General features: G+C 34.8%; 26 protein-coding genes and 1 tRNA gene. 12 read left to right on the top strand and 15 right to left on the bottom strand.

Annotated features, from left to right (window positions below):
* Positions 1–63: 63 nt before the first annotated feature.
* Complete coding sequence (locus tag EGI22_RS07110; RefSeq protein WP_255067426.1) at positions 64–510, bottom strand: GNAT family N-acetyltransferase; 447 nt, start codon at positions 508–510, stop codon at positions 64–66.
* Complete coding sequence (locus EGI22_RS07105; protein ID WP_255067425.1) at positions 507–1,550, bottom strand: RluA family pseudouridine synthase; 1,044 nt, start codon at positions 1,548–1,550, stop codon at positions 507–509. The genes EGI22_RS07110 and EGI22_RS07105 overlap by 4 nt, the downstream gene beginning before the upstream one ends.
* A 22-nt stretch (positions 1,551–1,572) precedes the next feature.
* On the opposite strand from EGI22_RS07105, the gene EGI22_RS07100 reads away from it, so the two are divergent.
* A complete protein-coding gene (locus tag EGI22_RS07100) occupies positions 1,573–2,457 on the top strand; it encodes a 1-aminocyclopropane-1-carboxylate deaminase/D-cysteine desulfhydrase (protein ID WP_255067424.1) in 885 nt (294 codons plus the stop codon).
* Between the two features lie 243 nt (positions 2,458–2,700).
* Entirely contained in the window at positions 2,701–3,549 is an 849-nt protein-coding gene (locus tag EGI22_RS07095) for a hypothetical protein (RefSeq protein WP_255067423.1), read from the top strand.
* 163 nt (positions 3,550–3,712) lie between these two features.
* On the opposite strand, the gene EGI22_RS07090 is transcribed toward EGI22_RS07095, so the two are convergent.
* From EGI22_RS07090 to EGI22_RS07065, 6 genes are all read right to left on the bottom strand, one after another.
* A complete protein-coding gene (locus EGI22_RS07090) occupies positions 3,713–5,263 on the bottom strand; it encodes a PKD domain-containing protein (protein ID WP_255067422.1) in 1,551 nt (516 codons plus the stop codon).
* Between the two features lie 7 nt (positions 5,264–5,270).
* Positions 5,271–6,281, bottom strand: coding sequence for a right-handed parallel beta-helix repeat-containing protein (locus EGI22_RS07085; RefSeq protein ID WP_255067421.1), 1,011 nt, complete (start codon positions 6,279–6,281; stop codon positions 5,271–5,273).
* Between the two features lie 311 nt (positions 6,282–6,592).
* Positions 6,593–6,666, bottom strand: a tRNA-Arg gene (locus tag EGI22_RS07080).
* A gap of 70 nt (positions 6,667–6,736) precedes the next feature.
* Positions 6,737–7,042: an NADH-quinone oxidoreductase subunit NuoK gene (nuoK, locus tag EGI22_RS07075; RefSeq protein ID WP_255067420.1), complete on the bottom strand. Its 306-nt coding sequence runs from the start codon at positions 7,040–7,042 to the stop codon at positions 6,737–6,739.
* Positions 7,035–7,553 (bottom strand): NADH-quinone oxidoreductase subunit J, encoded by a 519-nt coding sequence (locus EGI22_RS07070; RefSeq protein WP_255067419.1) that lies wholly within the window; start codon positions 7,551–7,553, stop codon positions 7,035–7,037. The genes nuoK and EGI22_RS07070 overlap by 8 nt, the downstream gene beginning before the upstream one ends.
* A complete protein-coding gene (locus tag EGI22_RS07065) occupies positions 7,554–8,960 on the bottom strand; it encodes a 4Fe-4S dicluster domain-containing protein (protein WP_255067418.1) in 1,407 nt (468 codons plus the stop codon). It lies immediately after the preceding gene.
* Positions 8,961–9,014: 54 nt separating this feature from the next.
* Here EGI22_RS07065 and EGI22_RS07060 point away from each other — a divergent pair, with 54 nt between their 5' ends.
* Both EGI22_RS07060 and EGI22_RS07055 read left to right on the top strand, forming a co-directional pair.
* Complete coding sequence (locus tag EGI22_RS07060) at positions 9,015–10,598, top strand: NAD(P)/FAD-dependent oxidoreductase (RefSeq protein WP_255067417.1); 1,584 nt, start codon at positions 9,015–9,017, stop codon at positions 10,596–10,598.
* A gap of 59 nt (positions 10,599–10,657) precedes the next feature.
* Positions 10,658–11,278, top strand: coding sequence for a CoA pyrophosphatase (locus tag EGI22_RS07055; protein WP_255067416.1), 621 nt, complete (start codon positions 10,658–10,660; stop codon positions 11,276–11,278).
* Here EGI22_RS07055 and EGI22_RS07050 read toward each other — a convergent pair.
* A complete protein-coding gene (locus EGI22_RS07050; RefSeq protein ID WP_255067415.1) occupies positions 11,265–12,155 on the bottom strand; it encodes a serine hydrolase in 891 nt (296 codons plus the stop codon). The genes EGI22_RS07055 and EGI22_RS07050 overlap by 14 nt on opposite strands.
* A gap of 57 nt (positions 12,156–12,212) precedes the next feature.
* Here EGI22_RS07050 and EGI22_RS07045 point away from each other — a divergent pair, with 57 nt between their 5' ends.
* From EGI22_RS07045 to EGI22_RS07025, 5 genes are all read left to right on the top strand, one after another.
* Positions 12,213–13,604 (top strand): PQQ-dependent sugar dehydrogenase, encoded by a 1,392-nt coding sequence (locus tag EGI22_RS07045; RefSeq protein ID WP_255067414.1) that lies wholly within the window; start codon positions 12,213–12,215, stop codon positions 13,602–13,604.
* 35 nt (positions 13,605–13,639) lie between these two features.
* Entirely contained in the window at positions 13,640–14,581 is a 942-nt protein-coding gene (locus EGI22_RS07040; RefSeq protein WP_255067413.1) for an SUMF1/EgtB/PvdO family nonheme iron enzyme, read from the top strand.
* Between the two features lie 105 nt (positions 14,582–14,686).
* Positions 14,687–15,994, top strand: coding sequence for a Gfo/Idh/MocA family protein (locus EGI22_RS07035; protein WP_255067412.1), 1,308 nt, complete (start codon positions 14,687–14,689; stop codon positions 15,992–15,994).
* Between the two features lie 23 nt (positions 15,995–16,017).
* Entirely contained in the window at positions 16,018–16,692 is a 675-nt protein-coding gene (locus EGI22_RS07030; RefSeq protein WP_255067411.1) for a hypothetical protein, read from the top strand.
* 2 nt (positions 16,693–16,694) lie between these two features.
* Positions 16,695–17,414 carry a lysoplasmalogenase family protein gene (locus EGI22_RS07025; protein WP_255067410.1) on the top strand — a complete coding sequence of 240 codons (720 nt, stop codon included), beginning with the start codon at positions 16,695–16,697 and terminating at the stop codon, positions 17,412–17,414.
* Here the strand turns inward: EGI22_RS07025 and EGI22_RS07020 are convergent.
* The 3 genes from EGI22_RS07020 to tsaE are packed head-to-tail and all read right to left on the bottom strand — an operon-like array spanning position 17,386 to position 19,431.
* Positions 17,386–17,790, bottom strand: a complete 405-nt coding sequence (locus tag EGI22_RS07020; RefSeq protein ID WP_255067409.1) for a hypothetical protein — start codon at positions 17,788–17,790, stop codon at positions 17,386–17,388. The genes EGI22_RS07025 and EGI22_RS07020 overlap by 29 nt on opposite strands.
* Before the next feature lie 13 nt (positions 17,791–17,803).
* On the bottom strand, positions 17,804–19,021 hold the full coding sequence (locus tag EGI22_RS07015) for an alanine dehydrogenase (protein WP_255067408.1): 1,218 nt from the start codon (positions 19,019–19,021) through the stop codon (positions 17,804–17,806).
* Positions 19,021–19,431: a tRNA (adenosine(37)-N6)-threonylcarbamoyltransferase complex ATPase subunit type 1 TsaE gene (gene tsaE / locus EGI22_RS07010; protein WP_255067407.1), complete on the bottom strand. Its 411-nt coding sequence runs from the start codon at positions 19,429–19,431 to the stop codon at positions 19,021–19,023. Before tsaE ends, EGI22_RS07015 begins: the two co-directional genes overlap by 1 nt.
* A gap of 232 nt (positions 19,432–19,663) precedes the next feature.
* Here tsaE and EGI22_RS07005 point away from each other — a divergent pair, with 232 nt between their 5' ends.
* Positions 19,664–21,532: a penicillin-binding transpeptidase domain-containing protein gene (locus EGI22_RS07005; protein WP_255067406.1), complete on the top strand. Its 1,869-nt coding sequence runs from the start codon at positions 19,664–19,666 to the stop codon at positions 21,530–21,532.
* On the top strand, positions 21,532–22,806 hold the full coding sequence (gene rodA, locus EGI22_RS07000) for a rod shape-determining protein RodA (RefSeq protein ID WP_255067405.1): 1,275 nt from the start codon (positions 21,532–21,534) through the stop codon (positions 22,804–22,806). Before EGI22_RS07005 ends, rodA begins: the two co-directional genes overlap by 1 nt.
* On the opposite strand, the gene EGI22_RS06995 is transcribed toward rodA, so the two are convergent.
* From EGI22_RS06995 to EGI22_RS06985, 3 genes are read right to left on the bottom strand one after another with little or no spacing between them, the layout of a single operon-like run.
* Complete coding sequence (locus EGI22_RS06995; protein ID WP_255067404.1) at positions 22,803–23,519, bottom strand: alpha/beta fold hydrolase; 717 nt, start codon at positions 23,517–23,519, stop codon at positions 22,803–22,805. The genes rodA and EGI22_RS06995 overlap by 4 nt on opposite strands.
* 2 nt (positions 23,520–23,521) lie before the next feature.
* Positions 23,522–24,130, bottom strand: a complete 609-nt coding sequence (locus tag EGI22_RS06990) for a phage holin family protein (protein WP_255067403.1) — start codon at positions 24,128–24,130, stop codon at positions 23,522–23,524.
* 32 nt (positions 24,131–24,162) lie between these two features.
* Positions 24,163–24,519: a DUF2116 family Zn-ribbon domain-containing protein gene (locus tag EGI22_RS06985; protein ID WP_255067402.1), complete on the bottom strand. Its 357-nt coding sequence runs from the start codon at positions 24,517–24,519 to the stop codon at positions 24,163–24,165.
* A 366-nt stretch (positions 24,520–24,885) separates the two neighbouring features.
* On the opposite strand from EGI22_RS06985, the gene EGI22_RS06980 reads away from it, so the two are divergent.
* Complete coding sequence (locus tag EGI22_RS06980; RefSeq protein WP_255067401.1) at positions 24,886–26,301, top strand: DNRLRE domain-containing protein; 1,416 nt, start codon at positions 24,886–24,888, stop codon at positions 26,299–26,301.
* The last annotated feature ends 12 nt before the right edge of the window (positions 26,302–26,313 follow it).

Genomic DNA, 26,313 nt, shown 5'->3' with positions numbered 1-26,313 from the left:
CATAAAATATACAACAATAGTTTTGTCTATTCCAAATTTTATAAAAATTGGGGATTATCCACTTCAAAAATCCAAATGACAATTCAACCAACCTTCATCATATCTGGTACTGTACTTATCATAGAAATTGATTGCTGGTTTGTTCCAATCCAATACCTGCCACATCATTCCTGAGCAGTCTTCTTGCTTGGCGGTTTCTATCATGGCATCAAATAGTAGTTTGCCTGCTCCTGTGCCTCTTTGGCTTTCTGTTACTACCAAATCTTCTAAATACAACCTGCGGCCTTTCCAAGTTGAATACCTGAAATAGTACAAGGCCATGCCAATTATTCCATTTTCAGACTCTGCCAATATACATTCAAAAGCTTTTTTAGGGCCAAAACCCTCCTCCAGCATTCTTTCTTCGGTATTGCTCACTTGTTCGGGAGCATTTTCATAAACTGCCAATTCGTTTACCAAATTCATGATGGCTTTTACGTCTTTGGCTACGGCTTTTCTAAGTGTTATCATTTAAAATGTAGGTAATGGTCCCATTTTTCTAAAACTTTCTGAAAATCTTCTGGTAGTTCGGAGTCAAACTGCATCCACTCTTTTGTGGTCGGATGTATAAATCCTAACGATTTAGCATGTAAAGCCTGCCGAGGAATTATCTCGAAACAGTTTTCCACAAATTGCTTGTATTTTGAAAACAGATCTCCTCTCAACACCTTATCGCCTCCATAAGTGGCGTCATTGAACAATGTATGCCCGATGTACTTCATGTGAGCTCTAATCTGGTGTGTACGTCCAGTTTCAAGTTTGCATTGGATGAGCGAAACATACCGCATGTTTTTTAATACTTCATAATGCGTAATCGCCACTTTGCCATAGTCGCCATCAGGAAAAACGTCCGATATTCTTCTGTCTTTAAATCCTCTGCCTATATGTGCGTTTACCGTGCCTTTTGGCTCTTTGGGTTCGCCCCAAATCAATGCATTGTAGGTTCTTTCGGTGGTGTGGTCAGCAAACTGCTTGGCCAAAAACTGCAAGGCAAACTCCGTTTTGGCTATCACCAAAAGACCCGAGGTGCCTTTGTCAATTCTATGCACAAGGCCTGGCCTGGCTTTCCCTTCCGCTCCGGTAGGCAAATGAGCAAAATGATGCACCAAGGCATTCACCAAAGTGCCAGTATAGTTGCCATGACCCGGATGCACCACCATCTCTGGAGCTTTGTTTACTATCAGCAGGGTGTCATCTTCGTAAACAATATTAAGCGGAATGTCCTCAGGCAAAACTTCTGTAGGAATTCCCATGGGTTTTACCAACGAAACCGTAATTTTGTCCAAAGGCTTTACTTTGTAGCTTGGCTTTACGGTGTTCTCGTTTACTTTAACCGAATCCGTCTCAATGGCATTCTGGACTCTAGTTCTCGAAACATTTTTTAGATGATGCGAAAGGTATTTGTCGAGACGCATGAAGGTTTGACCGGGATCTACATTGATGGTAATATTCTCCATCAATTCTTCCTCGTCGTCCTCGAAAGCGTCTATGTTTTTTTCTAATGTATTCATATTGGTGCAAATTTCGTAAAATATGCTTGAATTCGAAAGGATAATAAATATTCCAACGCCTATTGTTCAAATATTCGACGATTTGTTTGAAGAAAAACAGGTCGAGGTGTTTGTAAAACGTGACGATCTTACGCATGAGCATATATCTGGCAATAAATTCAGGAAATTAAAATACAATTTATTATTTGCAAAAAATAAAGGTTTTAAAAAGCTAGCGACCTTTGGAGGGGCATATTCCAACCATATCGCGGCATTTGCGGAGGCTTGTGCACTATTTGGTTTTGAAGGTTTAGGCATAATCAGGGGCGATGAGTTAAACGAAAACAGCAGTCCGACTTTGAAAAGGGCAACTGAGCGGGGAATGAAGTTTACTTTTGTGAGCAGAACTGCCTATCGGGATAAAGACAAAATAGCAGAAAGTTTACCTAAAGATTATTTTATAATTCCCGAAGGTGGTACCAATACCTTGGCTTTGCCCGGAGTTGGTGAACTGATAAATGAGCTAAATTCGCAACAATTTGATTATATCTGCACTGCAGTAGGCACTGGCGGCACTATGGCGGGTTTACTTTCCAACCATGATTTTAAAGGTAAAATAATAGGCGTGGCAGTGCTGAAAAATGGAGATTTTTTACGGAATGATATCTCAGGCTTCTTAAATAAAGACTTTCCAGAAAATGTGATGCTGGAGACCGAATACCATTTTGGAGGTTATGGAAAACACAATGCTGAGCTTTTAGACTTTATAAAAACTTTCGAAGCCAAGCACCAAATACCTTTAGATCAAGTCTATACTGGGAAAATGTTCTACAGCATTCTCGAAAAAATCAAGAAAGGAGATTTTGAGAAAGGTTCTAGGATCCTATTAATTCATACAGGTGGGTTGCAGGGAAAATTGAGGGAATAGGTTTAGGCTAATAAAGCTTTTTGAATTCTGATTGATTTAGACACTTTTGTCAATTTAAAAAAAACAAAAGTTCAAATCATAAGTATTTGATAATCAAAATAAACGAAATGGGCCTTTGTTATAATAAAAAACTATCTCTTTGATCACAAAAACCTGAAAATGTTTAATTTGTAGATTTTCGTATGGTTTTATAGTTTTTAGCCAGAAATCAATATATTTTTGTTTTGTAAAAACCACTATAAAATGCTCTTAAAACAGTCTTTAAAATCCTCATTTCTCTTTATTCTAAGTATCACATTTCTCATTTCCTGCCAAACAGAAGATGAAAGATTGGGCACATTTAAAGTCTCAAAATTTACTATTGAAGCCAATTTGGTAAAAAACCAAGATGATAGTTTACAGGTTTCGGTGTTTAAAAATAGGTGCAAAGAATACTTTGAAGAGGCTTATTTGAAGTTTTACGAAAATGATACCTTGACTTTGCTTTCGCAAGTAGGGGAGTTTGCATTGGGTAGCTGGGATTCAAAAAACCAAAATACCGCAAGTCTAAATTTTGAAGGTTTTGCAAAAGTAAAATTTAATATTGAAGAACAGAAAAACGAAAAAGGAGAGGTCGATTTTTTGAAATTAACAGGCAACGCCAACGATAAATATTCGATAATACTTTTGATAAAAAAGGACAATTATTATGAATCCAAAAATAGCGACTTGATGAGTTTTGAAAACAATTGGTGGAGATTAAAACCTGCGTCTCATGAAAGCAATGCTAAAATAAAAGCCCGAGTTTTGGGTCAAATAGACTTTAATGTGGCGTATTTCCAATTGATAGAAGACAACAATTATAGGTCATTTATGGTCAGTCAGCTAAAATCCCCCTTTAAGTTTTATTCCAATGGCATCGGGTTTGAGACTTTACCCATGGAGCGGAATGCCACAATTTTTTATAATGAAACAGATGAAAAAACTGGCTATGAATATTATCTCAATGGCCTAAAAAGCATTTCAAAATATCCCTCAGACCCAAAAAGTTACACCAAAGGCTACATAAATGCTTTAAAAGAAATTAGGCGGTTTGTGGAATTGGATGTTTGAGATGAGTTTTTTTATTAGAATTGACAAATAAACTAGTTCCTTAAACATTTGGGATTAAAATAATCTTTAATTGTTTTTAAAAAACTTTGCTAAACTTAATCTGTATACTGTTTTTAAAAAAAAATACAACCATATAAATGCAAAATGAACTTTTTACAAAAAACTAATCACATCCTAATATTACCGCTTTGAATGTAATCCCTTTTGAAACCTGAAATCCTGGAAGCAAGACCAAACTATTAGCAGCTTGATAAGTGCTGTTGCCATTAATACTCGCCCTGCTGACTATCTGATTGGATACCTTATAAACTCCCGGTGGCAATGTTCCGGCTGGGTGATTTAGGTCAATATTGAGCATCGCTGAAACGGCAGTTCGATTGCTGATACAGGTGTTTTCAGTACAAGCCACAAAATATTCTCTGGAGACAACAAGATTTGGAGTTACAAATGTATTGCCCGTAGCCAAAACTTCATCAGAGGTGGCAGTTTCATACCAAATTATAGTACTATTGCAACCGGATGCTGTCAAAGTTAAAATTCCGGGTCCACATCTGGCAACTGATGTTGCGATGGGAGCATTTGGAATAACAACCGGATTTACGGCAAGATTTATGGTAATCAGACTATCACAACCGTCGGCTTTGACCAGGGTGTCAAGATAAGTTCCGGTGGTATTCCAGACGTATTTGCCACTTGGTGAAGTATATGGCCCGCAAGACTGCACCTGAAATGCATACGAAGTATTGCCTTTGATTTTAAACGGCTCTTCAGTAGTGTTTTCCAATAGCGACTGAGAATCAATGGCTTTCAAACTAACAGTAAATGCTCCCGGGTAATAAAAAGTATGCTCCGGGTTTACCAAAGTAGAAGTTTGTCCATCACCAAAATCCCAAAGATAGGAATTGGCATCTACGCTGGCATTGGTAAAGGTAAAAACTGTCGAGTCACAATTTTCGGTTTTTGAGAAACTAAATATTGCTTTCGGTATCACCAATTTCTGAATTTCATCACTTGTGACGGAGCTCCACTGGTCAATTGTATCCTTAAATCTATAATTTAAGATATAATTTCCAGCAGGAATTTCAGACAAGTCGAGGTTTTCGAGCAAATGAATCTGCTGTAACGGCTGATTTAAAACTACTGTTTCCCTGCCGGCAAAATCATCATTAAACCAATATTCGAAAGCGACAATCAGATTTTGTGAACCAAAAGCCTGGGGTTTTATTTTGTAGAAAAACTGACTCTGAGTAATGCTAAATATCGATTTTTTGTCTTTGAATCTGATATTTAATGTATGTAATCCGACCGGAATGCCCGCAAAATCAAGAATGGCATTGAGGTTAATGGTTTCACCAACAGCACTTGCAACCGTGGTTTTGCCTAAATAATCATTATCTATCCAATATTCATATCCATCAATTTCGTTTTGGGTAATTTGATTATAAATGACCTTATAAAAGAACTGACTTTGAGTTGAACTATATTTCCCTAAATCATCCATAGCCCTAAAATGCAATGTATGAATTCCTGATGCCAAACCATCGGTTGGGATATTGGTAGATAAATCAAGTGTGGCGGCCGGAGTAACCTGTGTCAATATTTTTTGAGCATAATTATTGTCAAACCAATACTCATAACTATTAATATGATTTTGACCGAATGACCATAACGGAAGGCAAATTACGATAAGAAGAAATGATTTAATAAGTTTCATTTCAATTTTAATTTTGAGCTTTTACTTTAAATTGGATGTTTAATTCACCGTTGGTATTGGTTTGTGTTCCTATGATTTTAAACTGAATATGAGGATTCTGCGGCACTGCACCTTCTTTGTAAGGATATAGTCCGCCGTAAATTCCCACCTTATTGCCATCATTACCAAGATAGGTGTCCGGATTGACTAAATGATAGTCATGAGCGTAGTTAAAAATGTTACCTGTTTGATTGACGAAAAGGCTTGTTAGATTTACGGAATTATAGTTATTGATAAATGTATTAGAACCAATATTTGGCACCACATTAAAAATATTATTGGCAAAAGTATTTAGCTCGGAATTACTATAAATATAAGTAGCTCCACTATAGTTTCTGAAAAATATATTATTAGAAATGAGGCAGTTATCCACATCTGAAAATCCTGCGGAAACACTAATAGCATTATAAAAAAAGATATTATTTGAAATCCCTGCGTTGTTTAAACTAAGTATTCTCCCATCAATAATATTATTGCTAAAAATCAAACCGTTTGTATTTCCAAATGATCCGTCTCCAGAAATAACACAATTCTTGATTAATACACCCATGCATGGACTTGTACTCCCCTGAAAGTTTATTGAAGTAAACTTGCATTTTGTAATAATCATAGAATCTACTTTATGATTTAAAGTAATGGTAATTGCCCCCAATTCAATCCCTTCCAAAAACAGTTTATCGGCATCTTGCTGAATCACTATGTTCCCAATTACAGTCTTTTGGGTGGCTGTGGTGGAGTCGGGGTAATGTCCCGCTCCTATTATAGTAAGCCGCTTGTTTATAGTTGGCGGTGATGGTATCGGCCCACCTGGTAGATATAGCGTATCACCCGGAACGGCTGCTACGTAGGCATCGTTAAAAGGATTTGCCCCGCTGTAAATAGTTACAATACCCGAGCTATGGCGTGCTACTCTTTGTTGTGAAAAAGAAATATAAGTGACAATAAGAAAAAAGAATAGAAAAAATAAACGTGATTTCATGAGTTGCAGTTTTTGTTGATTGTAATTCAAGAATTCAGAAATCGAAGATTGGATTATTTCTATTAAATGTTTTTATCTTGGATTTCCTCCGTCAATTTCGAGGTTTTTAAATCAAAATAAAATGAGGAAATCTTGAAAAAAAGATGAGAATTAGCAGTTTATCTTATTGAACTTAAAAAATAATAAATTCCACGCGTATTCACTAAGTTTGACCGTTTACGGATTTAATAAGAACCTGACTTCGGCCAATCTTCTCATCAGAAGTCAATCAAAATAGCATAAAAAAAAAGCGAATCTTTCGATTCGCTTTGTGACCGCGTAGGGATTCAAACCCCAAACCTTCTCATCCGTAGTGAGACGCTCTATTCAGTTGAGCTACGCAGCCAGATTCAACTAATTGTCTTAATTGGACTGCAAAAGTAGTAGATTTTTGATTTATTTCAAATAAAAAATCTTTAATTTTTTAATTCATTCAGATTTTCTGGGTTGATATTTTCATAGTGCTTTTTGATTTTTAGTATAATCGCCAAACCCACAGCCACTTCTGAGGCCGCCACCATCATTACGAAAAGTGCAAATATTTGTCCGTGCTCAGGTATTTTGTCGTATTTGCTAAAAGCCACAAAGTTAATATTTACAGCGTTCAACATCAATTCAATGCCCATCAACATCAATATCAAGTTTTTCTTGGTCATCAATATTGTAAGTCCAATGGCGAAAAGTATACCGCCAACTAGCAAATAAGGAAAGATATCATTCATCGTTTTTTGCAATAAAAGTGGCACCTATCAAAGCCATTAACAACAACACACCAACTATTTCTAAAACCAAAACAGAGTCTGTCATTAAATCATATCCAAGGTTTTTGATATGTTGGAGCGGCTTTAGATTCGCCGTATCGAATTTAGTTTTAACAATCAGCAAAATTATGATTAAACTTAGTCCAACAGCATAACCCAAACTAAGCGGCATGTCCACATTTTCTATTTTTAAATAATTTTTCCCTGCTTTTTTATTGGAGCTCAACATTATACCGAAAATCAATAGAACCAATATGCCGCCAATGTAAATCATGATTTGAGCAGCCGAGACAAATTCCCCACCCGCAAAAACGAATATGCCTGCCACACCTAAAAAGCTCACCAATAAACCATAAGAAGCATACAGTACGTTTTTTGAGAACAAAACATAAGCAGCACCACCAATGGTGATCAAACAAAAAATCCAAAAAATAACGTTTCCGTTTAATAATTCCCTTATTACTATTTCCATTTAAGATTTTGGTTTGAGTTTAGGGACAAATTTCGGTTTATTTTCTATTGGAGCTTCTGCTTTTTCTTCTTCAGCCACCGCAGGCTTCATTTTTGGTTTAAAAGCAGGTGTAGGTTTCGGCGTTTCTGATAAATTATTATCTTCAGCTAAAGTTGGTTTAGCTTTAGGCATGAAGGTTTTTTTTGCTTCTGTTTCTACATTTTCCTCTGAAATTGTGCTTTCTGCAATCACAGGTTTTGCCTTCGGAACAAACTTAAGCGTAGCTTTTTCTAGCAATTCGGCATTTTCAACATTATTATCTAATGTATTTTCAGGAGTAGCTGCAACGGGTTTTGCTTTCGGAACAAACTTCGGTGCAGTTTTTACAGGCAATTCTGCATTTGCTTCATTGCTATTTGTTCCATTTTCAGTAGAATCGACTACAGGTTTTGCTTTCGGAACAAACTTGGGAGCAGGTTTTACAGGCACTTCAGCATTTGACTCCTCACTTTCTAATGTATTTTCAGGAGTAACTGCAACGGTTTTTGCTTTTGGAACAAACTTGGGTGCACTTTTTACAGGCATGTCAGCCTCTATTACATCACTAACTTCAGCAGCAGGTGCCAGTCTTTTGGGAATAAACTTTGGTTTTTCCTCACTTACATTTTCTGCTTCTAAAACAGGTTTCTTCGGAGCAAAAATCGGTTTTTTAGTTATCGGTTTTTCTGTAGCTTCCGTATTATTTTCTTCGGAGGCTATGCTTGGAGCTGCTTTGGGCTGAAACGCACTCGGTATTTTTGGTTTAAATCCACTCGGCTGAGGTGCTGCGGCGGTTTCAACTGCTTTTGCAGCTTTTGCAGCTTCTTTTTCGGCCACAAACTGTTCGTATAATTCCTTCTTTTCTTCCGCTTCTTTGGCACTTAAATTAGAAAATGCAAAGTTGAGCAAGTCCACGTCCGTTACACTGTAATCATACTCGCTATTCATGGTCAGGCATTCTGTTGGGCACACAGTGGTGCAAAGTCCACAGAAGCAACATTTGGCCATGTCTATGTCAAATTTTGCTGCATAAAGTCTAACAGGTGAGCCGTCGGAAGTAGTTCTGATTAATTCAGGAGATTTTATTGCCTCTATATCTATACAGTCTACCGGGCAAATTTTCGCACATTTATCGCAAACTATGCAGTCGTCTATCTCACAATCAAGCTGATATCTTCCAATTTCAGGTACGGATATAGTTTCGTGAGGATACTGCAGTGTGACAAATCCATCGGATATTTTAAAATAATTTTCATCCTGAACATTCAGCGGCCCTTTGGTTTTTCTGGCCGCCCACAGGTGTTTCAGCGTAAGGCTCAGGCCTTTTCTCGTGGTTTTTATTCCTCTTTTTATGTTCTGAAAGTAGGTCATGTGCAAATATAGCTTCATTTTAAAACAATTTTAGTAGTTTTGAAGGAAATTTAAAGGATAAATACCTTTGCAATGCAAAATATATATAGCTACGTTTTACAGCCTCATATTGCCTTAGACAATAATCAGTTGGAAGGGTTTTTGAGAGAGACTTTAAAACTTAAAGAAGAACAATCTTTGTTTTTCAGGAAGTTAAAGCAATCGATAGATGCCCGAAAAAAAGACGTTAAGATAAATCTAGAAATAGAGGTTTCTTTAAAAAAACCATTCGAAAATGCGACTTTTAATGTTTATCAATACCATAAAAAAAGTTTTTCCAAAACCATCCTCATCGTTGGCTCGGGTCCAGCGGGCCTTTTTGCGGCATTGAGATGTTTGGAATTAGGCATAAAACCTATTGTACTTGAAAGAGGCAAAGACGTCAGAGCCAGAAGGAGAGACATAGCTGCCATAAACAAGGAACAATTGGTAAATCCAGAATCCAACTATTGTTTTGGTGAAGGCGGAGCCGGTACCTATTCCGACGGTAAATTATACACCCGCTCAAAGAAGAGGGGAGATGTGAGGCGGATTCTTGAAATATTGGTGAATCATGGTGCTACCGAACAAATATTGGTAGACGCTCATCCGCATATCGGCACCAATAAACTTCCCATTGTAGTTTCCAATATCAGAGAGACCATAATTTCCGCTGGCGGAGAGGTACATTTTGATACCAAAGTGGTGGATTTTGTTTTGGACAATAATAAAATGTCTGGGGTAGTTACTTCTGATGGCAAAACTTGGCATGCTGATGCCGTAATTTTGGCCACAGGCCATTCTGCAAGAGATATTTTTGAGGTTTTGCATAAAAACAAAGTTCTTTTGCAGGCTAAACCGTTTGCTTTGGGCGTAAGGATAGAGCACAAACAGTTTTTTGTAGATCAGTGCCAATATCATTCTGATGATAGAGGACTTTTGCCCGCGGCCTCATATTCTTTGGTGGCTCAAACTTATTTCAAAAACATCCAAAGAGGTGTTTTTAGCTTTTGTATGTGTCCTGGCGGGTTTATAGTGCCTTCGTCTACAGAGCAGCACGAATTGGTGGTGAACGGTATGTCACCTTCGAGAAGGGATTCGGTTTATGCCAATTCAGGCGTAGTTGTGGCCGTAAATGAGTTAGATTGGGAAGAATTTAAAGATTATGGACCTTTGGCAGCTCTGCAGTTTCAAAAACATGTGGAACAAACGGCTTACGAAAAAGTAAAGAATGCTTTAGGGAATCAGGAAAGTGTACATCAAACCATGCCTGCTCAAAGGATAAAGGACTTTTTCAGAAATAAAAAATCTGTCACGCTCGAGGATACTTCTTACCAACCCGGTCTTTTGGCTATGGATTTTAATGATATTTTACCAGATACTATTTCTGTGCCTTTAAAAGATGGTTTGAAACAGTTTAGCAATAAAATGAAGAACTACGACCAAGGCCAAATGATAGGCATCGAAAGTAGAACATCCTCGCCTGTAAGGATTCCAAGAGATAAAGAGACTCTGGAGCATCTCGAAATTTCAGGATTTTATCCATGTGCTGAAGGTGCAGGTTATGCAGGTGGAATAGTCTCTGCCGCCATGGACGGAGAGCGATGCGTTGAAGCTTTTGCTTTGAAATATTTATAAAAAATGATTTTTAATGTCAGGTAAATAACTTAATTTTAATCTTACAAATTTAGGAATACGTGTATTTTGACCCTTTCATCAACACTTTAAGCAACAAACTAAAAGACCCGCTTCCTGGCGTGGAATTTCAGAAGAAATTTATGCACGATGAAAGGTTAAAAACGAATATAGTTCCTAGCAAATTTACCCGTCAAAGTGCTGTTTTGATTGCTTTTTACCCAAACGAAGGTAAGGCACATCTTCCTTTAATATTAAGACCACCTTATGATGGTACCCATGGCGGACAAATGGCCTTGCCGGGCGGTAAAATGGAATTTACGGATGAGAATTTGGTAAGAACGGCACTGCGTGAAGCTCAGGAGGAAATTGGTGTTAAGGCGATGGATGTAAATATATTGGGTGAACTTACGGATGTATTTATTCCTGTCTCAAATTTTATCGTTAAGCCTATTGTAGGTTATCTAGATTATAAACCAGATTTTTTCCCTGACCAAAAAGAAGTAGAGAAGATTTACGAAGTTAGTTTTTCTGACTTTTTAAATATAGACAAAAAGGGAATCAGAAATATCACCGTTGGCAAAAGGCAGATGGAAGTACCCGGTTTTGATATCCAGAGCCAATGGGTTTGGGGTGCTACTGCCTTAATTATGAACGAGATAGTAGAAGTTATGATTTCTTAAACAAGTCTGTATAAATAATTTTCGATATCTCAGACAAGGTTTCTACACCAGCTTTTGGATTTTTAAGTTCTTTCGATAATAATATCAAAACGTATTTTCTGCCATCAGGTAAATATACTATTCCTGAATCGTGTTGCACACCTGTTATCGAGCCAGTTTTATGAGCAACTTTCACATCTTTTGGCAATTTGGCAGGAATAATTTCATTGAATTTTTGAGCAAATAATATTTCTTTCATTTTTGGATGGTTTTCTTTTTCCAAAAGTTCAAATACTTGCATCAAACCGTAGGCGGTAGTTCGGTTGTTTAGTCCAGCATTGAAAGCTTTTGTGTCTTCCACACCTCGCAAAACGATATTCTCATTTATTCCATTTTTGTTCAAATACTTCATCACATTTTCAGCACCCACTTTATCTATTAAAATATTAGTGGCAAAGTTGCTGCTGACCGTTATCATTTGAAAAATCAAATCTTCCAATGTGATTTTTGTGCCAATTTTAGAATAAATTACATCGTCGCTATCGTCCGAAAGGTCTAAACTGTAAGTGCTTTGGTCTACAATACTCTTGAACTCATTCCTAACTTCAATGCTGTCCTTTAAATTGAGTTTTTTTTGAGAGATTTGATTAAAAACTTCCATCATAACGGGTGTTTTCATGGTACTTGCCGCATGAAAATATTCATGTTCGTTTATAAAAATTACGTTTCTATTCGATAAATCTTTAAAAGCTACTGCAAACTTTCCATCACTTTTTGAAATCAGTTTTTCGATTTTTGTTTTCGTTTGATTTAGAGCACTTTTCTTTTGGGCAAAAATTGATGTTGAAAAGAAGCAAGAAAAAACATAAAACCAGGTCAAAGTAGTTTTTAGAGACATTTTTTTAATTATTTGAATATAAAATTATTATTTTAGCAATTCATCTTAACCAAAATTATGAATAAAATTTTTATTACGCTTGTTTTATTGTTTTCAAGTTTATTAAGCCAAAGCAAAGGTTTTGAGAAAATAGATAAAAAAACTGTTGCGATTTACACACAATATTGCTCCAGCTGCCATGGAGAGAAAATCGAAGCTTTTGTCGATAGAAAATGGTTACATGGTAACACAAAGCCAGAAGTAATAGCCTCAATAACAAATGGTTGGATAAGTGGCGGTATGCCTTCATGGAAAAATACTATTGCGACCAAAGACATTGACAAATTGGCCAGTTTAATAGTAAAAAGCCTTGAAAATGTTGAGCAATACAAGTTTGCGTCAAAACCCAAAACAAATGTTTTTAAATCTGGAAAAATGACTTTGAAGTTGGATACAGTCGCTACAGGTTTTGAAAGTCCTTGGGGTTTGACGCAATTGCCTTCTGGAGATTTTTTAATTACAGATAGGGCAGGGGTACTTTACAAGGTTGATAATAATAGAAATAAAACGATTATAAAAAACACCCCCAAGGTGCTTGCTAAAGGACAAGGCGGATTACTAGACGTTGAAATTCATCCAGATTATGCTCAAAATGGCTGGGTTTATATGACCTATTCAAAGTTTAAAGAAGAGGAAGGTAGCACTTGGACTACAACGGCTTTGGTAAGAGGGAAAATAGAAAACGATACTTTTACAAATATTGAAGAGCTTTTTGAAGCAAAACCTTATACCAAAACCACCCACCACTATGGTTCAAGAATAGTTTTTGATGGCAAAGGGTATGTTTATTTTACGGTTGGTGAAAGAGGTAAGCATTTTGAATATGCTCAAAATACAGATAATGATTTAGGTAAAATACACAGATTGCACGACGATGGCAAGATTCCGACTGATAATCCTTACTATGGTAAACTACCTGATAGTCAGTCTCTTTATGCCTATGGAAACAGGAATCCTCAGGGTTTGATACAGAATCCAATAACTAAAAATATTTGGGAGCATGAGCATGGTCCTCGTGGCGGTGATGAAATAAATATTGTAAAGGCAGGCGTAAATTTTGGCTGGCCGACCATCAGTTATGGAATAAATTATGATGGCAAGCCTATTACAAATCTTTCAAAAAAAGACGGGATGGAGCAGCCTGTCTTCTATTATATACCTTCTATTGCACCGTCGGGTATGGCCTTCGTTACAGGAAACAAATATCCATCTTGGTCAGGTAATCTTTTGATAGGTTCTTTGCGGTACAATTATTTAGAGAGATGTGTAATAAAAGACAATAAAGTGGTTTCCAATCATAAGGAGTTATTGAATATTGGTAGAATGAGGAACGTGAAAATGGGAAATGATGGCTATATTTACATAGGTGTGGAGAATCCAGGAATGGTTTTTAGACTTGTTTCCGAATAGAAATATTTTTTCAATAATATTATTATCAAGGTTTTATGTGGAAAATATCCGCTTTGTGCTTGCTTTTTGCGTCTGTTTTTGTTCAAGATGAGTTTAAAACATATACCCAAAAAATACCCAATTCTAATGAGGCGATAGAAATGATAGCCATAGAAGGAGGGAAGTTTAAGATTGGGAGTCCAGAAACTGAAGCACTTAGAAAAAATGACGAAGGTCCACAAAAAGAGATAAATATTAGTCCATTTTGGATGTCGAAATTCGAAACTACCTGGGATACTTATTTGCTTTTTCAAAACAAAGAATTAGAACTAGAGAAGAGTTTAAATGTTGACGCAATAGCCAGACCTACGAAACCTTATGTAGAAATGAGTTTTGGACAAGGCAAAAATGGTGGGTTTCCAGTTTGTAATGTTACACAATATGCAGCCAGAGCTTATTGTAAATGGTTGTATCAAACCACAGGTATTTTTTACAGATTACCCACGGAAGCCGAATGGGAATATGCGGCAAGAGCAGGCACACAATCTGCCTTCTATTTTGGAGATAATGTAGATGCATTAGGCGATTTTGCCTGGTATTATGAAAATTCTGACGGTGCTTATAAAAAAGTAGGTTTGAAAAAACCCAATGCTTGGGGATTGTATGATATGCTTGGAAATGTATCTGAGTGGACGTCAGATTATTATGATGAAAACTATTACCAAAAAATACAAGAATCAGATCCTATAAATATTAAAAATGAATTATATCCTCATACCATAAAAGGAGGACATTGGGATGATGACCCTGATATGTTAAGGTCAGCGGCGAGGCAGCCTTCAACACCAAGATTAAAGCAACGTGACCCTCAAATTCCGAGGTCTAAGTGGTGGATGACAGATGCACCATTCTTAGGGTTTAGAATTGTCAGGCCAATGAAAATACCTTCCAAAGAACAAATTGACTTGTATTTTTCCATTCCACCTTCAGACAATTAAACAGAAATAATACAATTGTATATTTTTTTCTTTTATTTAAACAAATAAGTAAATCCTTTTTTTTAATTTACATAATATTTCGTTTCAACCCTTAAACTTTAAAAAATGAATAATTTAGACAGAAGAATGTTTCTGAAAAAGTCTTCTATTGCCACTGGGGCAGTTTTGAGTGCCTCACCACTTATTACTTCGGCATTTTATCCAAATGCAGCTGATGAAATCAAGGTGGCATTAATAGGTTGTGGCGGTAGAGGTACTGGAGCTGCATTCCAAGCTTTGTCTGTAAAAGAGAATGTGACTTTGGTAGCCATGGCTGATGCTTTTCAAGACAGGGTAGATAGCTGTTATTCCTCATTAATGTCTGATAAAAATCCCAAGGTTAAAGCTAGAGTTAAAGTAGCTCCAGAGCATAAATTTGTGGGATTTGATGCTTATAAGAAGGCAATTGCATTGGCTGATGTTGTTATTTTGACTACTCCTCCAGGGTTCAGACCTATGCATTTTGAAGAGGCAGTAGCCCAAGGCAAGCATATATTTATGGAAAAGCCAGTAGCCACAGATGCTCCTGGTATACGTAGAGTTTTAAAAGCTGCTGAAGAATCCAAAAAGAAGAATTTGAAAGTAGTGGTAGGCCTTCAACGCCATTATCAAACCTCGTATTTAGAAACTTATAGTCGTGTTATTGATCAAAAAATGATTGGTGATATAGTTTCAGCTAGGTGTTATTGGAACAATGACGGTGTTTGGGTTAAAAAGAGAGAAAGTCAAATGACTGAAATGGAATATCAAATGCGAAATTGGTATTATTTTGTTTGGTTGTGCGGAGATCATATTTGTGAGCAACATATACACAATATTGATGTAATCAATTGGTTTAAAGGTGGCCATCCTGTGGAGGCTATAGGTATGGGTGGACGAGAAGTTAGAAAAGGAAATGAATATGGAGAAATATTTGACCATCATTATGTTGAATTTCAGTACGAAGATGGTATGATATTAAATAGTCAATGTAGACATCAACCAGGTACGGTTTCTAATGTTTCTGAGCATTTGGTGGGTACAAAAGGGAAGGCTACAGAAGGGAAAATTACGGATTTAGCAGGAAATAGCCTTTGGAGACATAGAGACAAAGACGACAAAAATCCATATCAAGTGGAGCATGATGTGCTTTTTGATTGTATTGTAAATAATAAACCTATCAATAATGCTGAAAATGGAGCAATGGCAACTATGACCAGTATAATGGGTAGAATGGCAACTTATACAGGTCAGAAAATCAAGTGGGATGATGCGATAAATTCAAATGTTAATTTATTTCCAGACAAATTAGATTGGAATTCATTGCCGAAAACCTTGCCTGATTCAAACGGTTTTTATCCTATACCTGTACCAGGAAAAGATAAATTGTTTTAATTTTTAGCTCGATAAACCTATTGATGAATAAAATCGCTTTTATATTCCTAATAATATTGGGTTTAACAGGTATAATAACTAAGGTATTAGAAATGGAAACATTTTTTAATGTTTACCTTTTAGTTTTTATACCTTTTTTATCTATCTATTATGTATTATGCAGGAAAAAGTTAAATTTAGATTTAAACTATCTGATTTTAGGTGCTTTGTTGCTGTTGTATATCTCTGATATTTACGAACTTAATATATTTGAAAATACTGGTCTGAAAGAAAAAATACAAATAGCAATTCAACTTATTGTGCAATTATTGTATTTGATATCCATTCGGAAAGAGGGAGCTGTAATGATCCAAGAAACCAAAATTGATGTATTGAAAATTTTCATTCCAGCGGTTTTAATTTTCTTTGCCTTTGGCTTTTTTGTATTCGAAGAAAACAATGTAGTCAATTATTTTTTACTAATAATATATGCTATTGAAATTGCTATATTGCTTATTTTAAGTATGTTTAGGCCTGTTGTAAATAAATCATATTATTCTGGAGTCATTGGGATAAGTTTTTTATTTATTTCAGGTCTATTTTATTTTTTGAATTCTTACCATTCTGGTATTTTGTTTTTATATAGTTTTAGCTTTAGTTTGTATATTATTTCTCAAATATTTATCATTGAGAGCTTTTCCACAAGCCAGAAAATATAGGCATGACTAAAACTAAATTCATTTTATTATTCATAGTATTTTTTCTGACTATTGAGATATTCTCTCATTTTTACTTTCCAATTTTTATTAATGTTTTTTTTAAGGCCTGTTTAAGTATTTTACTTTTTTTATTCTACTATTTTCAAATCGATGGTAAACTAATACAGGCGGATAAATTGTTTTTTTTTACAATTTTTTTTGGTTTTTTAGGGGAGATTTTTTTTGTCTTTCAGCAGAATGAAATCAATAATTCCTTTCTTTTGTTTTTGTACCTAGTCGAACACCAGTTGTATATATCATTATTAAGGCCTAAAAGGTTTATTACCTATATGGACAGTAATTATGATTTTATAAAAAAAGGTTGGCCATATTTATTAATTGCTTTTTTGTTTTTTGGTTTTTTTTTAATGGATATTATTCCTGATTCTATTTTCCTTTTATCAATATTTTATGTTTTTCAGTTTTCAATATTGGGTGCATACTCTTTGATGCTTTCGAAAAATAAACTAGGGAAAAACTATATTGTTTTAGGCGTAATAGTAGTGTCTATTTCAGATATTCTGGCCTCCTATTATGTTTTTATTGGTAAATTCCCTAGTTCATATATTATAATTCGAGCAGTTTATTACTTGTCAAAAGTACTTTTGGCCTATGGTTTTTTGTTGAAAAGAAACAATAAAATAAGTGGAGAAATTAATCATTGGGATATGGGAGATATATAAATCCTGCAAATTCTTCATCTAGTACAAATAAGCAGCAATACTCTTCAGGATCTTTGTAGTTTTCTTTAAAAAACTCCACTGATTCTTCACCTATTATCTGTCTTTGAGCAAATTCTTCCAAATAACTCATTTTGTATTCGTAGGTGTTTTTTAAAATATTAATATCTAGGTAAGTAGAGCCAATTTCAACGGGGTTTTCTGTTAATATAAAAATCGGATTTGCCGAAAATTTTCTTTTGATAATCTGGTAAGAAGCCTCTTTTAATTGATCAGAGACTTTTACGAAGTCGGAAGAAACTTTTCCCATCAATTTTTTATTGATTTCTGGCGAATTTGCATCGTCCATTATCATATTCTCATTACTGTGACTAATCATATTTACTGCTTTTTTAGAATCTAGCTGAAAGAATCAGCCCTAAATCTTTATACTTTAAATTAAATCTTTTTGCTAAATGTAAGTTTGTCATGCTGCCTTTATAGCAAACTACTCCTTTCATAAACCATTTGTTTTGAAAAATCATTTCATTTACGCCTCCTAAGCCTTCTGTTTTTAATAAAACTGGTGTAAAAATATTACTCAATGCAATACTGGCGGTATGAGCAAATCTTGATGCAATATTAGGGACACAATAGTGTATTACGTCATGTTTTTTAAAGGTCGGTTTTGCATGGCTTGTCATTTCAGAAGTTTCACAACATCCTCCTTGATCTATTGCTACATCTATGATTAATGAATTGGGTTTCATTTGAGCCACCATCTCTTCGGAGATAACCAATGGAGCTAAACCAACCTCACCTCTTAAAGCACCTATTACCACGTCGGCGTCTTTCAAAGCATTATTTAGATTTATAGAGTCTATTATTGAAGTAAATACTCTACTTCCCACTGCATATTGAAGTCTTTGGAGTCTATACAATTGGCGATCAAATACTTTTATATTGGCACCTAAACCTAGTGCCGACCTTACCGCAAATTCGCCTACAGTTCCAGCTCCCAAGATTACTACATTGGTAGGAGGTACCCCCGTAATTCCACCGATGATAACACCTTTGCCATTATTTACACTACTCAAATACTCCGTTGCTATCAACAATACAGCACTGCCTGCTATTTCGCTCATGGCACGTACTATAGGAAACTCGCCTACCTTGTCTTGTATATATTCAAAAGCAACTGCCGTGATTTTTTTTCTGTTGAGAGTATTGAAATAATTTTGGTCTAGAGATGGCAAGTTTAATGTGGAAATCAAAGTGGCACCCGTTTTTATAAAGTCTAATTCTTCTCCAGTCAAAGGTTCAATTTTCAAAATAATATCATTTTCAAAAATCTCTTTGTGGCTTTGGATTATTTCCGCTCCAGATTCGGCATAATCTCTGTCGGAATAATTGGCGTTAGCTCCTGCTCCAGTTTCTACAGCTACCTCCATGCCGTTTTTTACTAATAAAGCAACTGCATCAGGCGTTAAGGCTATTCTGTTCTCATCATTTGAAAACTCTTTAGGTAAACCTAGTTTCAAGTTTTTATCACTTTTTTTGATTGCAAAAGGAGATTCTTTTGGAATAATAGCAGATCGCCTGGCTAGTTCTTGTAATGTTTCAGTAGCCATTATTTTATTATATTTAGATGTATATTTCTGGAATTGTTTTTATTATGCTCAATTTTAATTTCCATATACGGAATTGGCAATAAATTCTCAATAACCTCTGGCCATTCTATCCAGCAACGTTTACCAGAATCTAGATATTCTTCCATTCCAAAATCCATCGCTTCGAAAATGTCTTTTAATCGATAGCAGTCAAAGTGGTAAAGCTGGTCATCATATTGATTTACATATCCAAAAGTTGGGCTACTTATTGGGTCTTTGATACCGTTAAAATTTGCCAAAGCTTTTATTAAGGTAGTTTTTCCAGCACCTAAATTTCCCGAAAAAGTCCAGATATTATATTCCTTCCCAAAATCGAATATTTGAGGGACAATTGCAGAAATCTCAGGTTCGGTTATTTCTAAAAAATCCAAATTTTTGGTTTTATTTTGCAAATTTAGTATTTATAATAGCCTTTTAAATAATTTTTAAAGCATTTTTAATAAATTGAAACTTAGAAATAGATTTGGCATAGCGTGGATTTATGAATTCTCTTTGAAAAAATTTAACTTTAGTCATATTGTTATATTATTTTTAACAAGAGGAATAGTAAAATACCCATAATATTTCTGAACTTTGTTGTCGGATTTAGTCCCAATTACATTCATGCTCGAAAGTAGAAAACCAGTTATTTTAATATTCTTTTATATCATAGGGGCAATATACATCCTAAGATTATTTTATTTGCAAATTATCGATTCTAGTTATCGTTCATTGGGGTCATTAAACTCTATACGTAGGGAAATTAATGTGCCTTTACGAGGACAAGTATATGACAGAAAAGGCAAGCTTATTGTGGCAAATGAAGAGGTTTATGATATGTTTGTTACGCCTAAAAAAGTTCTGCCTTTTGATACTGCATCTTTTTGTAATTTGTTTAATGTGACAAAAAGTTATCTGGATAGTACAATTGCCATTGCTAAAGAATACTCTAAAGATAGACCTTCTCGTTTTTTAAGACAACTCACCAAAGAGGAATATGCCAGTGTTATTGATGCAATGATCCAATACCCAGGGTTTACATTCGAACAATCTTTTTTCAGGACATATCCTGGTAATACGATGGCCAATGCATTGGGATATATTGGGGAAATTCCGCAAAAGAAATTCGAAGAACAAGAAGAACAATATTACCGTAAAGGAGACTATATTGGACTTTCTGGTTTAGAAAAATATTATGAGAACGAATTAAGAGGTATAAGAGGTGTTAGGTTCACGCTAATGAATGTAAAAGGGGAAGAAAAGGGCCAATATGCTGATGGAAAATATGATACAACGGCTGTAATTGGTCAAAACCTGTATACTTCGGTTAGTTTAGAACTACAGCAATTGGCGGATTCTTTATTTAAAAACAAAGTTGGGTCTGTTGTTGCCATTGAACCTTCCACGGGAGAGATTTTGGCGATTGGGTCTTATCCCACTTACGACCCGAGCTTACTTTCAGGTAAATCATTCTCTTCAAGTTACACGGTTTTAAGTAAGAATCCAGATAGGCCTTTAAACAACCGAGCCATTTCGGCTTTTTATCGTCCAGGTTCTACTTTTAAGTTAGTTCAAGCCGCCATAGGTTTGCAAATGGGTGTTATTACACCCAAAACTTCTTTTGCTAGTTCGCCATCGCAGTTTATTTTTCATAGTGGACCTTATGAGGCGGCAAATCTCTACAACGCTATTCAGCTTTCTAGTAATCCGTATTTTTACAATGTTTTCAAGAAGATATTGGCTAATAACTCCGAAACAAATCCATTTAAACAAGCGAGGGTTGGTCTTGAAGAATGGGGTACAATAGTTGCAAGGTTTGGTTTTGGGAAACAATTAGGAATAGACTTACCATCAGAGTCAAAGGGAGTTTTACCTGATGTGAAAAGGTATGATAAAATATATGGTAAAGAGCAATGGAAGTTTTCCAATATTTTTTCTCTAAGTATAGGAGAAGGAGAGTATGGGGTAAATGTTTTGAAGTTAGCAAATTTATGTGCCACTTTAGCAAATAGAGGATATTGGATGACGCCGCATCTGGTAAAGAAAACTGGAATAAATGAAGCTTCAAGTAAAGGCATAAATATTGAAACTCATAAAACGGGTATAGAACCTCGACACTATGAAGAAGTAATAAAAGGAATGCATTTGGTGGTTGAAGCAGGAACAGGTCGTTCAGCAAAAGTTGAAGGTATTGAGGTTTGTGGTAAAACGGGAACTTCACAAAATAAAAAAGGTAAAGATCATGCAATTTTTATTGCATTTGCTCCTAAATATAAACCAAAAATAGCTATTGCTGTAGTGGTAGAAAATGGGGGGTTTGGTGGGGTAGCTTCTGCTCCAATTTGTGGCTTGATGATAGAGCAATATTTAAATGGAATAGTAAAACGTCAGGCATATAAAGAACAAGTAATGAACACCAGTTGGACAACTGTAGCTCGCCATAATTCAAACGCTTCTGTGGTCAAGAAACCATCCCAAACTATAATAGAATAATGGCAAAAGATATAGATATAAAACAAGGGATAGATTGGACTACAGTGTTGATATACATTGCTTTGTTAGGTATAGGCTTAATGAACATTTATGCAGCAGTTTATAATGTTGACAATCCAAAATCCATTTTTTCGCTTGAGCATAATGCAGGTAGACAAATTTTGTTCATGTTTGTTTCCTTTGCACTAATTCTTGTAATACTTTTTGTAGATTTCAAAGTTTACGACTCTTTCGCTTATATATTTTACGGCTTATGGATTTTGGTTTTGATTGCCACTATATTTCTAGGTAGTGATATCAAAGGATCTAAGTCATGGATAAAATTAGGCACGTTTTCAATCCAGCCAGCTGAGTTTGCCAAGACCTTTACTGTAATGGCGTTAGCGAAATATTTAAGTACTTTAGGTGTTAATGTTTCAAAATTGAAATATGCTGTAAGAGCTGCTTTGTTTATTTTTGTACCGCCTATAATTATCATTCTACAGAAAGAAACAGGCTCTGCTTTGACATTTGCCATATTAATAGTTGTATTATATAGAGAAGGTCTTCCGGGAGTTTATCCAGCCCTAATAATTTCTTTTATTATTCTTTTGATCCTTGCTTTGGTGTTTCCAAATTGGACAGTTGTCTTGGGACTTGCTTTATTTGCGGTATTGTTCTGGTACTTATTCTTGAAAAGGTACGAAAGAAATCGACAAAACCTCCAGCGGGTTTTGGGTTTATTTATATTGTTTTCGGGTTTTGTTTTGACTGTAGATTTCGTTATTTCCAATGTTTTGGCTCCTCACCAACAACGAAGAATAAAGATATTGGTTAACCCAGACTCAGACCCCAAAGGCGATGGTTGGAACGTAATACAGTCTAAAATAGCGATAGGTTCGGGAGGTGTAATGGGCAAAGGATATTTGCAAGGAACCCAGACCAAATTTGATTTTGTTCCTGAGCAATCTACAGACTTTATTTTTTGTACTGTAGGAGAAGAGTGGGGCTTTTTGGGAAGCTTTATTATCCTGGGCTTATATTTTATTCTTTTAACTAGATTACTAAGTCTTGCCGAGAAACAAAAATCCAAATTTGCCCGAATTTACGGTTATGGAGTAGCCAGTATAATATTTTTCCACGTTTTGGTAAATATCGGAATGACGATTGGTTTGATGCCAGTAATTGGAATTCCGCTACCATTTATAAGCTATGGAGGGTCTTCATTGTTATCGTTTACACTTTTACTTTTTATTTTCTTAAAGTTAGACGCTCACAGAAGCTACAAAGTTTAGATTCTTTCTAGAAATGTATTGATGAAATTCGCACAGATTTGTGGAGATTCAAACATTCCTGCGTGGCAAATGTCGTTTAGCAACAAGACATTTGGCGATTTTATTTTTAAAGTTTGTTGGAGAGCCTCTGCATAATTTACAAACGTGTCCTGTGTGCCCAAAATCTGAAAAATAGGGAAGTCAAAACTTGGAAAATTTTCAATATGACTTTGGCGACTTTTCATGGCTAGAGTTGCCGCTAAAAGGGCTTCATTTGTTATTTTACTAAACTGTTCAATGTTCTTATTTATTAATTCCGCATTTGAATCTTTAAATGCCTCGCTGAACATGTTAGGATAGAAATGTTTTATGAAAAGGTTAGTGTCGTGTTTTATCAAAAACTGTATAGTTTTATCTCGGTTTTCCTTTTTTTCTTCGCTGTCAGCAGAGGCTGAGGAATGAAAAAGGCCTAATCCTTTCACAAATCCGTGGTATTTATGGCAAAATTCTAGGGCAATATATCCACCCATCGAGTGGCCAATAATTACGGCTTCTTTTATTTCCATTTTATCCAAAATACCTTTTAACCACTCAGCATATTCAGGAATAGAAAAACAGTCTTTTTTCTCGGAAAAGTCGGGACAGACTATATTATGTTTTGGATTTAATCTTTTAACGAAATCCTCCCAAATGCTTGAGTTTTCACCAAACCCATGAAGAAAAACTAAATTCATATCTAATTTAAAATATTTTTTATTTTATCTTTTTTCATTTGCATATTTTCTCTTCTCTGTTTCTTCTTCTTCTCTTTCATTCTTCTATTAAATAGTTTTTTTAGGCCTATAAATAGGAAAATCATTGCAACTAAAGCAAAAAGTACTGCAAGCTGAAGTAAAGCGGGCAAAAAAGCAAGACCAGCAGCGATTAGAAGAAAAACTAAACCAATTTTAAGGCTATCATTAAATATTGGATCACGCTTTAGTCTGGTTTGCTTTTGGGTATTTTGTTTGCTTATTGAAACACTTTCTGAACTTTCTAAGATTTTTTGTTCAGTTATAAAACTCCTTTTCGGTTCCGATTCTGGTTTTTCAAATTTGGATAAACCTTCATGTTCATAGTTGATTTGAGGAACTGATGTCGTTTGAAAGGCGGGTAATTCATTTTCGGAGGCAGAAAATTCAGGCAGTTCATCCAAATTTAAGTAATTTTCAAAAATTGGTGGAATACTGTTTTTTTGAGTTTGAGCGGTGAAGTTTTCTCTTGAGGAGGGCATAAACCCACCCATTTTTTTGTGGCATGAACTAACTAAAACAAGAATAGAAAGAAAAACAAATAATCTTAGCATATATTAAATTTTGAATTGCAATGGTACTACGATTATTCTTTGCTTCTATTGTCTTTAACTACTAAAAAAAAGTCATTGTCTAGTCCAAGATAGCCAAAATCATAAACGAAATAGTAAACCGAGCCAGCTTGTGTTTTCCTAATATTGGTGTAAAAGCCAAAATCAAAGCCTTTTTTCTGTAAGGTTGCTTTTGTAGTTTTATTTTTTTCATCTGGGCAAATTTCTTCTAATATTCTTCTATTCTTTTTTAGAATATTGTTTATATTTCTAACATAGTTTACGTCCACAGCTTTTAGTTTGTTGTTGTAATTGTTTCTACACATATCTGAGCAGAATTTTTTATCAATTCTACCTAAAATAATATTTCCGCATTCGGGGCAGTTTTTCATTTTATATTCAAGGATTTTTACGAAATTATTGAAAAAACCGATTGAAAAAAATAAATTCATGTATAATATCTAAATCGTAAAATCCTTATTAAAAGAATATAGCTAAGGGCGTTCATTATAGGTAGCTTTTATTATAGTTTCTAATTTGTGTATTTTTTTGGATTTGGATTAAAAAACTAGAGTTTTCTAGGTTTTTCTTTAAGAAATTTTCTGGGGTATTTCTAAGTTTTAAAATAAATGCCAAATTTCATGTTGGCATGTTTATTGCAAAATTCTAAATATTCCCATAATATAATTATTAATAAGATGTTTAAATTCACTTTAATTTCAATTATTGTACTTTCCAGCTTTAATTCTTTTTGTAAAATGCTTCCGTCAGAGAGATTAAAAGGTTCTTATTCTTTTAAAAGCATGGCAAATGAAGTTTCCCTTTCTAAATTGGACGTTCAGGCTATTGGAGCCACATTATCAAACGATAGATTTGGTAAGGCAAATAGTGTTACTTATTTTAATAATATTTCAAATTATTTTGTCCAGGGCTCCTCTGATACTGTTGATTTAAATTTAAAAGCCTTTAATATTGATTTTAAAACTACCAGTGAAGCAATTGGTCAGGTTAAATTAATCCTAAAAAATGAAAATTTACAAAATAATGCCACAAACGTAAAAGTTGGTGTAAATGCAATATTCTCACAACCATTCTCGATTTTTCAGATGTCTTTACCTTCAAGTGGCACTTTTGACGTAAATTCCAATTTATGGACAATTCCTATTGTTCTTCCAGGAGATTCTGCAACTTTGGTTTTAAATTATAAAATATTAAATGGAGGGCCGTGGTATTTAGAAGCAGAAGTTTACAGTGTAGATCAAAAGGATTCAGACTCCACACCAATGAATTTTTTAAAGTCTGAAGATGATTATTCAAGGACTTGTTTTTCCAATCCTATTTTTGTTTCCAATTCTAATTTTGTTGGCAGACAAATAATAATTGAAGATTCAAGTATCAACAATATTATTTGGAAAAAAGACGGAATTGTTATTCCTAATCAAAACTCAAATACATTAAATGTGACAACTGCTGGAACTTATAGTTTTGAAAGCCCAAACTTTATTTGCCCTAGTCAGGGATGTTGTCCATTCATTTTTGAAACTGGTGTGATTGACCCTAATTGTTGTGAACCTTTGGAGTATATTTTGAAAGGAATCGTTTTTCATAATACTATTGCTCCTTTTGAAATAATTGGAAATGATGCAAATATGGAAGATTCTGATGTTGCATCTATAGTTCCTGATAATAATTATGGACAAAATGATCATATGGACCCATACGCTTGGACTCAAAATGGAATTTTAAATATAAAAAGAAATTATTTAAAATTTGATTTATCATACTTGCCACAGAACGTGATTATTGATTCTGCAGTATTAACTTTATTTTTTGGTCAATCACTTATCGATATTGCCCCAATGTTTACAGGTCATGAAGGAGATAATGTTTTAGAAGTAGAAAGAGTTTTGTCCAATTGGTCTGAAAATACCATTACTTGGAATAATATGCCTAATGTAACTTCAACAAATAAAGTAGTGATACCAAAAGCTTCAAATCCTAAGCAAAACTATTCAATTAATGTAACCAATCTTTTAAAGGATATTTTGGAAACCAATAATTATGGATTTATGATTAAACATCAAGTTGAAACTCCATATAAAATTACTCCTTTTTCTACAAGTGAATCATTAGATCCTAATTTAAGGCCAAGATTGAAGGTTTACTATCATTAGAATTTGATCGTT

Source organism: Lacihabitans sp. LS3-19 (genome assembly GCF_024343575.1).
Classification (GTDB): domain Bacteria; phylum Bacteroidota; class Bacteroidia; order Cytophagales; family Spirosomataceae; genus Leadbetterella.
Note: the sequence above shows the minus strand (reverse complement) of the source record. Positions and strands in the feature narration are given on the sequence as shown.

Excerpts from the sequence above, each read along its gene's own strand:
- EGI22_RS07110 (WP_255067426.1), bottom strand. The coding sequence starts at position 510 with ATGATAACACTTAGAAAAGCCGTAGCCAAAGACGTAAAAGCCATCATG.
- EGI22_RS07105 (WP_255067425.1), bottom strand. The coding sequence starts at position 1,550 with ATGAATACATTAGAAAAAAACATAGACGCTTTCGAGGACGACGAGGAA.
- EGI22_RS07100 (WP_255067424.1), top strand. The coding sequence starts at position 1,573 with ATGCTTGAATTCGAAAGGATAATAAATATTCCAACGCCTATTGTTCAA.
- EGI22_RS07095 (WP_255067423.1), top strand. The coding sequence starts at position 2,701 with ATGCTCTTAAAACAGTCTTTAAAATCCTCATTTCTCTTTATTCTAAGT.
- EGI22_RS07090 (WP_255067422.1), bottom strand. The coding sequence starts at position 5,263 with ATGAAACTTATTAAATCATTTCTTCTTATCGTAATTTGCCTTCCGTTA.
- EGI22_RS07085 (WP_255067421.1), bottom strand. The coding sequence starts at position 6,281 with ATGAAATCACGTTTATTTTTTCTATTCTTTTTTCTTATTGTCACTTAT.
- nuoK (WP_255067420.1), bottom strand. The coding sequence starts at position 7,042 with ATGAATGATATCTTTCCTTATTTGCTAGTTGGCGGTATACTTTTCGCC.
- EGI22_RS07070 (WP_255067419.1), bottom strand. The coding sequence starts at position 7,553 with ATGGAAATAGTAATAAGGGAATTATTAAACGGAAACGTTATTTTTTGG.
- EGI22_RS07065 (WP_255067418.1), bottom strand. The coding sequence starts at position 8,960 with ATGAAGCTATATTTGCACATGACCTACTTTCAGAACATAAAAAGAGGA.
- EGI22_RS07060 (WP_255067417.1), top strand. The coding sequence starts at position 9,015 with ATGCAAAATATATATAGCTACGTTTTACAGCCTCATATTGCCTTAGAC.
- EGI22_RS07050 (WP_255067415.1), bottom strand. The coding sequence starts at position 12,155 with ATGTCTCTAAAAACTACTTTGACCTGGTTTTATGTTTTTTCTTGCTTC.
- EGI22_RS07045 (WP_255067414.1), top strand. The coding sequence starts at position 12,213 with ATGAATAAAATTTTTATTACGCTTGTTTTATTGTTTTCAAGTTTATTA.
- EGI22_RS07040 (WP_255067413.1), top strand. The coding sequence starts at position 13,640 with ATGTGGAAAATATCCGCTTTGTGCTTGCTTTTTGCGTCTGTTTTTGTT.
- EGI22_RS07035 (WP_255067412.1), top strand. The coding sequence starts at position 14,687 with ATGAATAATTTAGACAGAAGAATGTTTCTGAAAAAGTCTTCTATTGCC.
- EGI22_RS07030 (WP_255067411.1), top strand. The coding sequence starts at position 16,018 with ATGAATAAAATCGCTTTTATATTCCTAATAATATTGGGTTTAACAGGT.
- EGI22_RS07025 (WP_255067410.1), top strand. The coding sequence starts at position 16,695 with ATGACTAAAACTAAATTCATTTTATTATTCATAGTATTTTTTCTGACT.
- EGI22_RS07020 (WP_255067409.1), bottom strand. The coding sequence starts at position 17,790 with ATGATTAGTCACAGTAATGAGAATATGATAATGGACGATGCAAATTCG.
- EGI22_RS07015 (WP_255067408.1), bottom strand. The coding sequence starts at position 19,021 with ATGGCTACTGAAACATTACAAGAACTAGCCAGGCGATCTGCTATTATT.
- EGI22_RS07005 (WP_255067406.1), top strand. The coding sequence starts at position 19,664 with ATGCTCGAAAGTAGAAAACCAGTTATTTTAATATTCTTTTATATCATA.
- rodA (WP_255067405.1), top strand. The coding sequence starts at position 21,532 with ATGGCAAAAGATATAGATATAAAACAAGGGATAGATTGGACTACAGTG.
- EGI22_RS06995 (WP_255067404.1), bottom strand. The coding sequence starts at position 23,519 with ATGAATTTAGTTTTTCTTCATGGGTTTGGTGAAAACTCAAGCATTTGG.
- EGI22_RS06990 (WP_255067403.1), bottom strand. The coding sequence starts at position 24,130 with ATGCTAAGATTATTTGTTTTTCTTTCTATTCTTGTTTTAGTTAGTTCA.
- EGI22_RS06985 (WP_255067402.1), bottom strand. The coding sequence starts at position 24,519 with ATGAAAAACTGCCCCGAATGCGGAAATATTATTTTAGGTAGAATTGAT.
- EGI22_RS06980 (WP_255067401.1), top strand. The coding sequence starts at position 24,886 with ATGCTTCCGTCAGAGAGATTAAAAGGTTCTTATTCTTTTAAAAGCATG.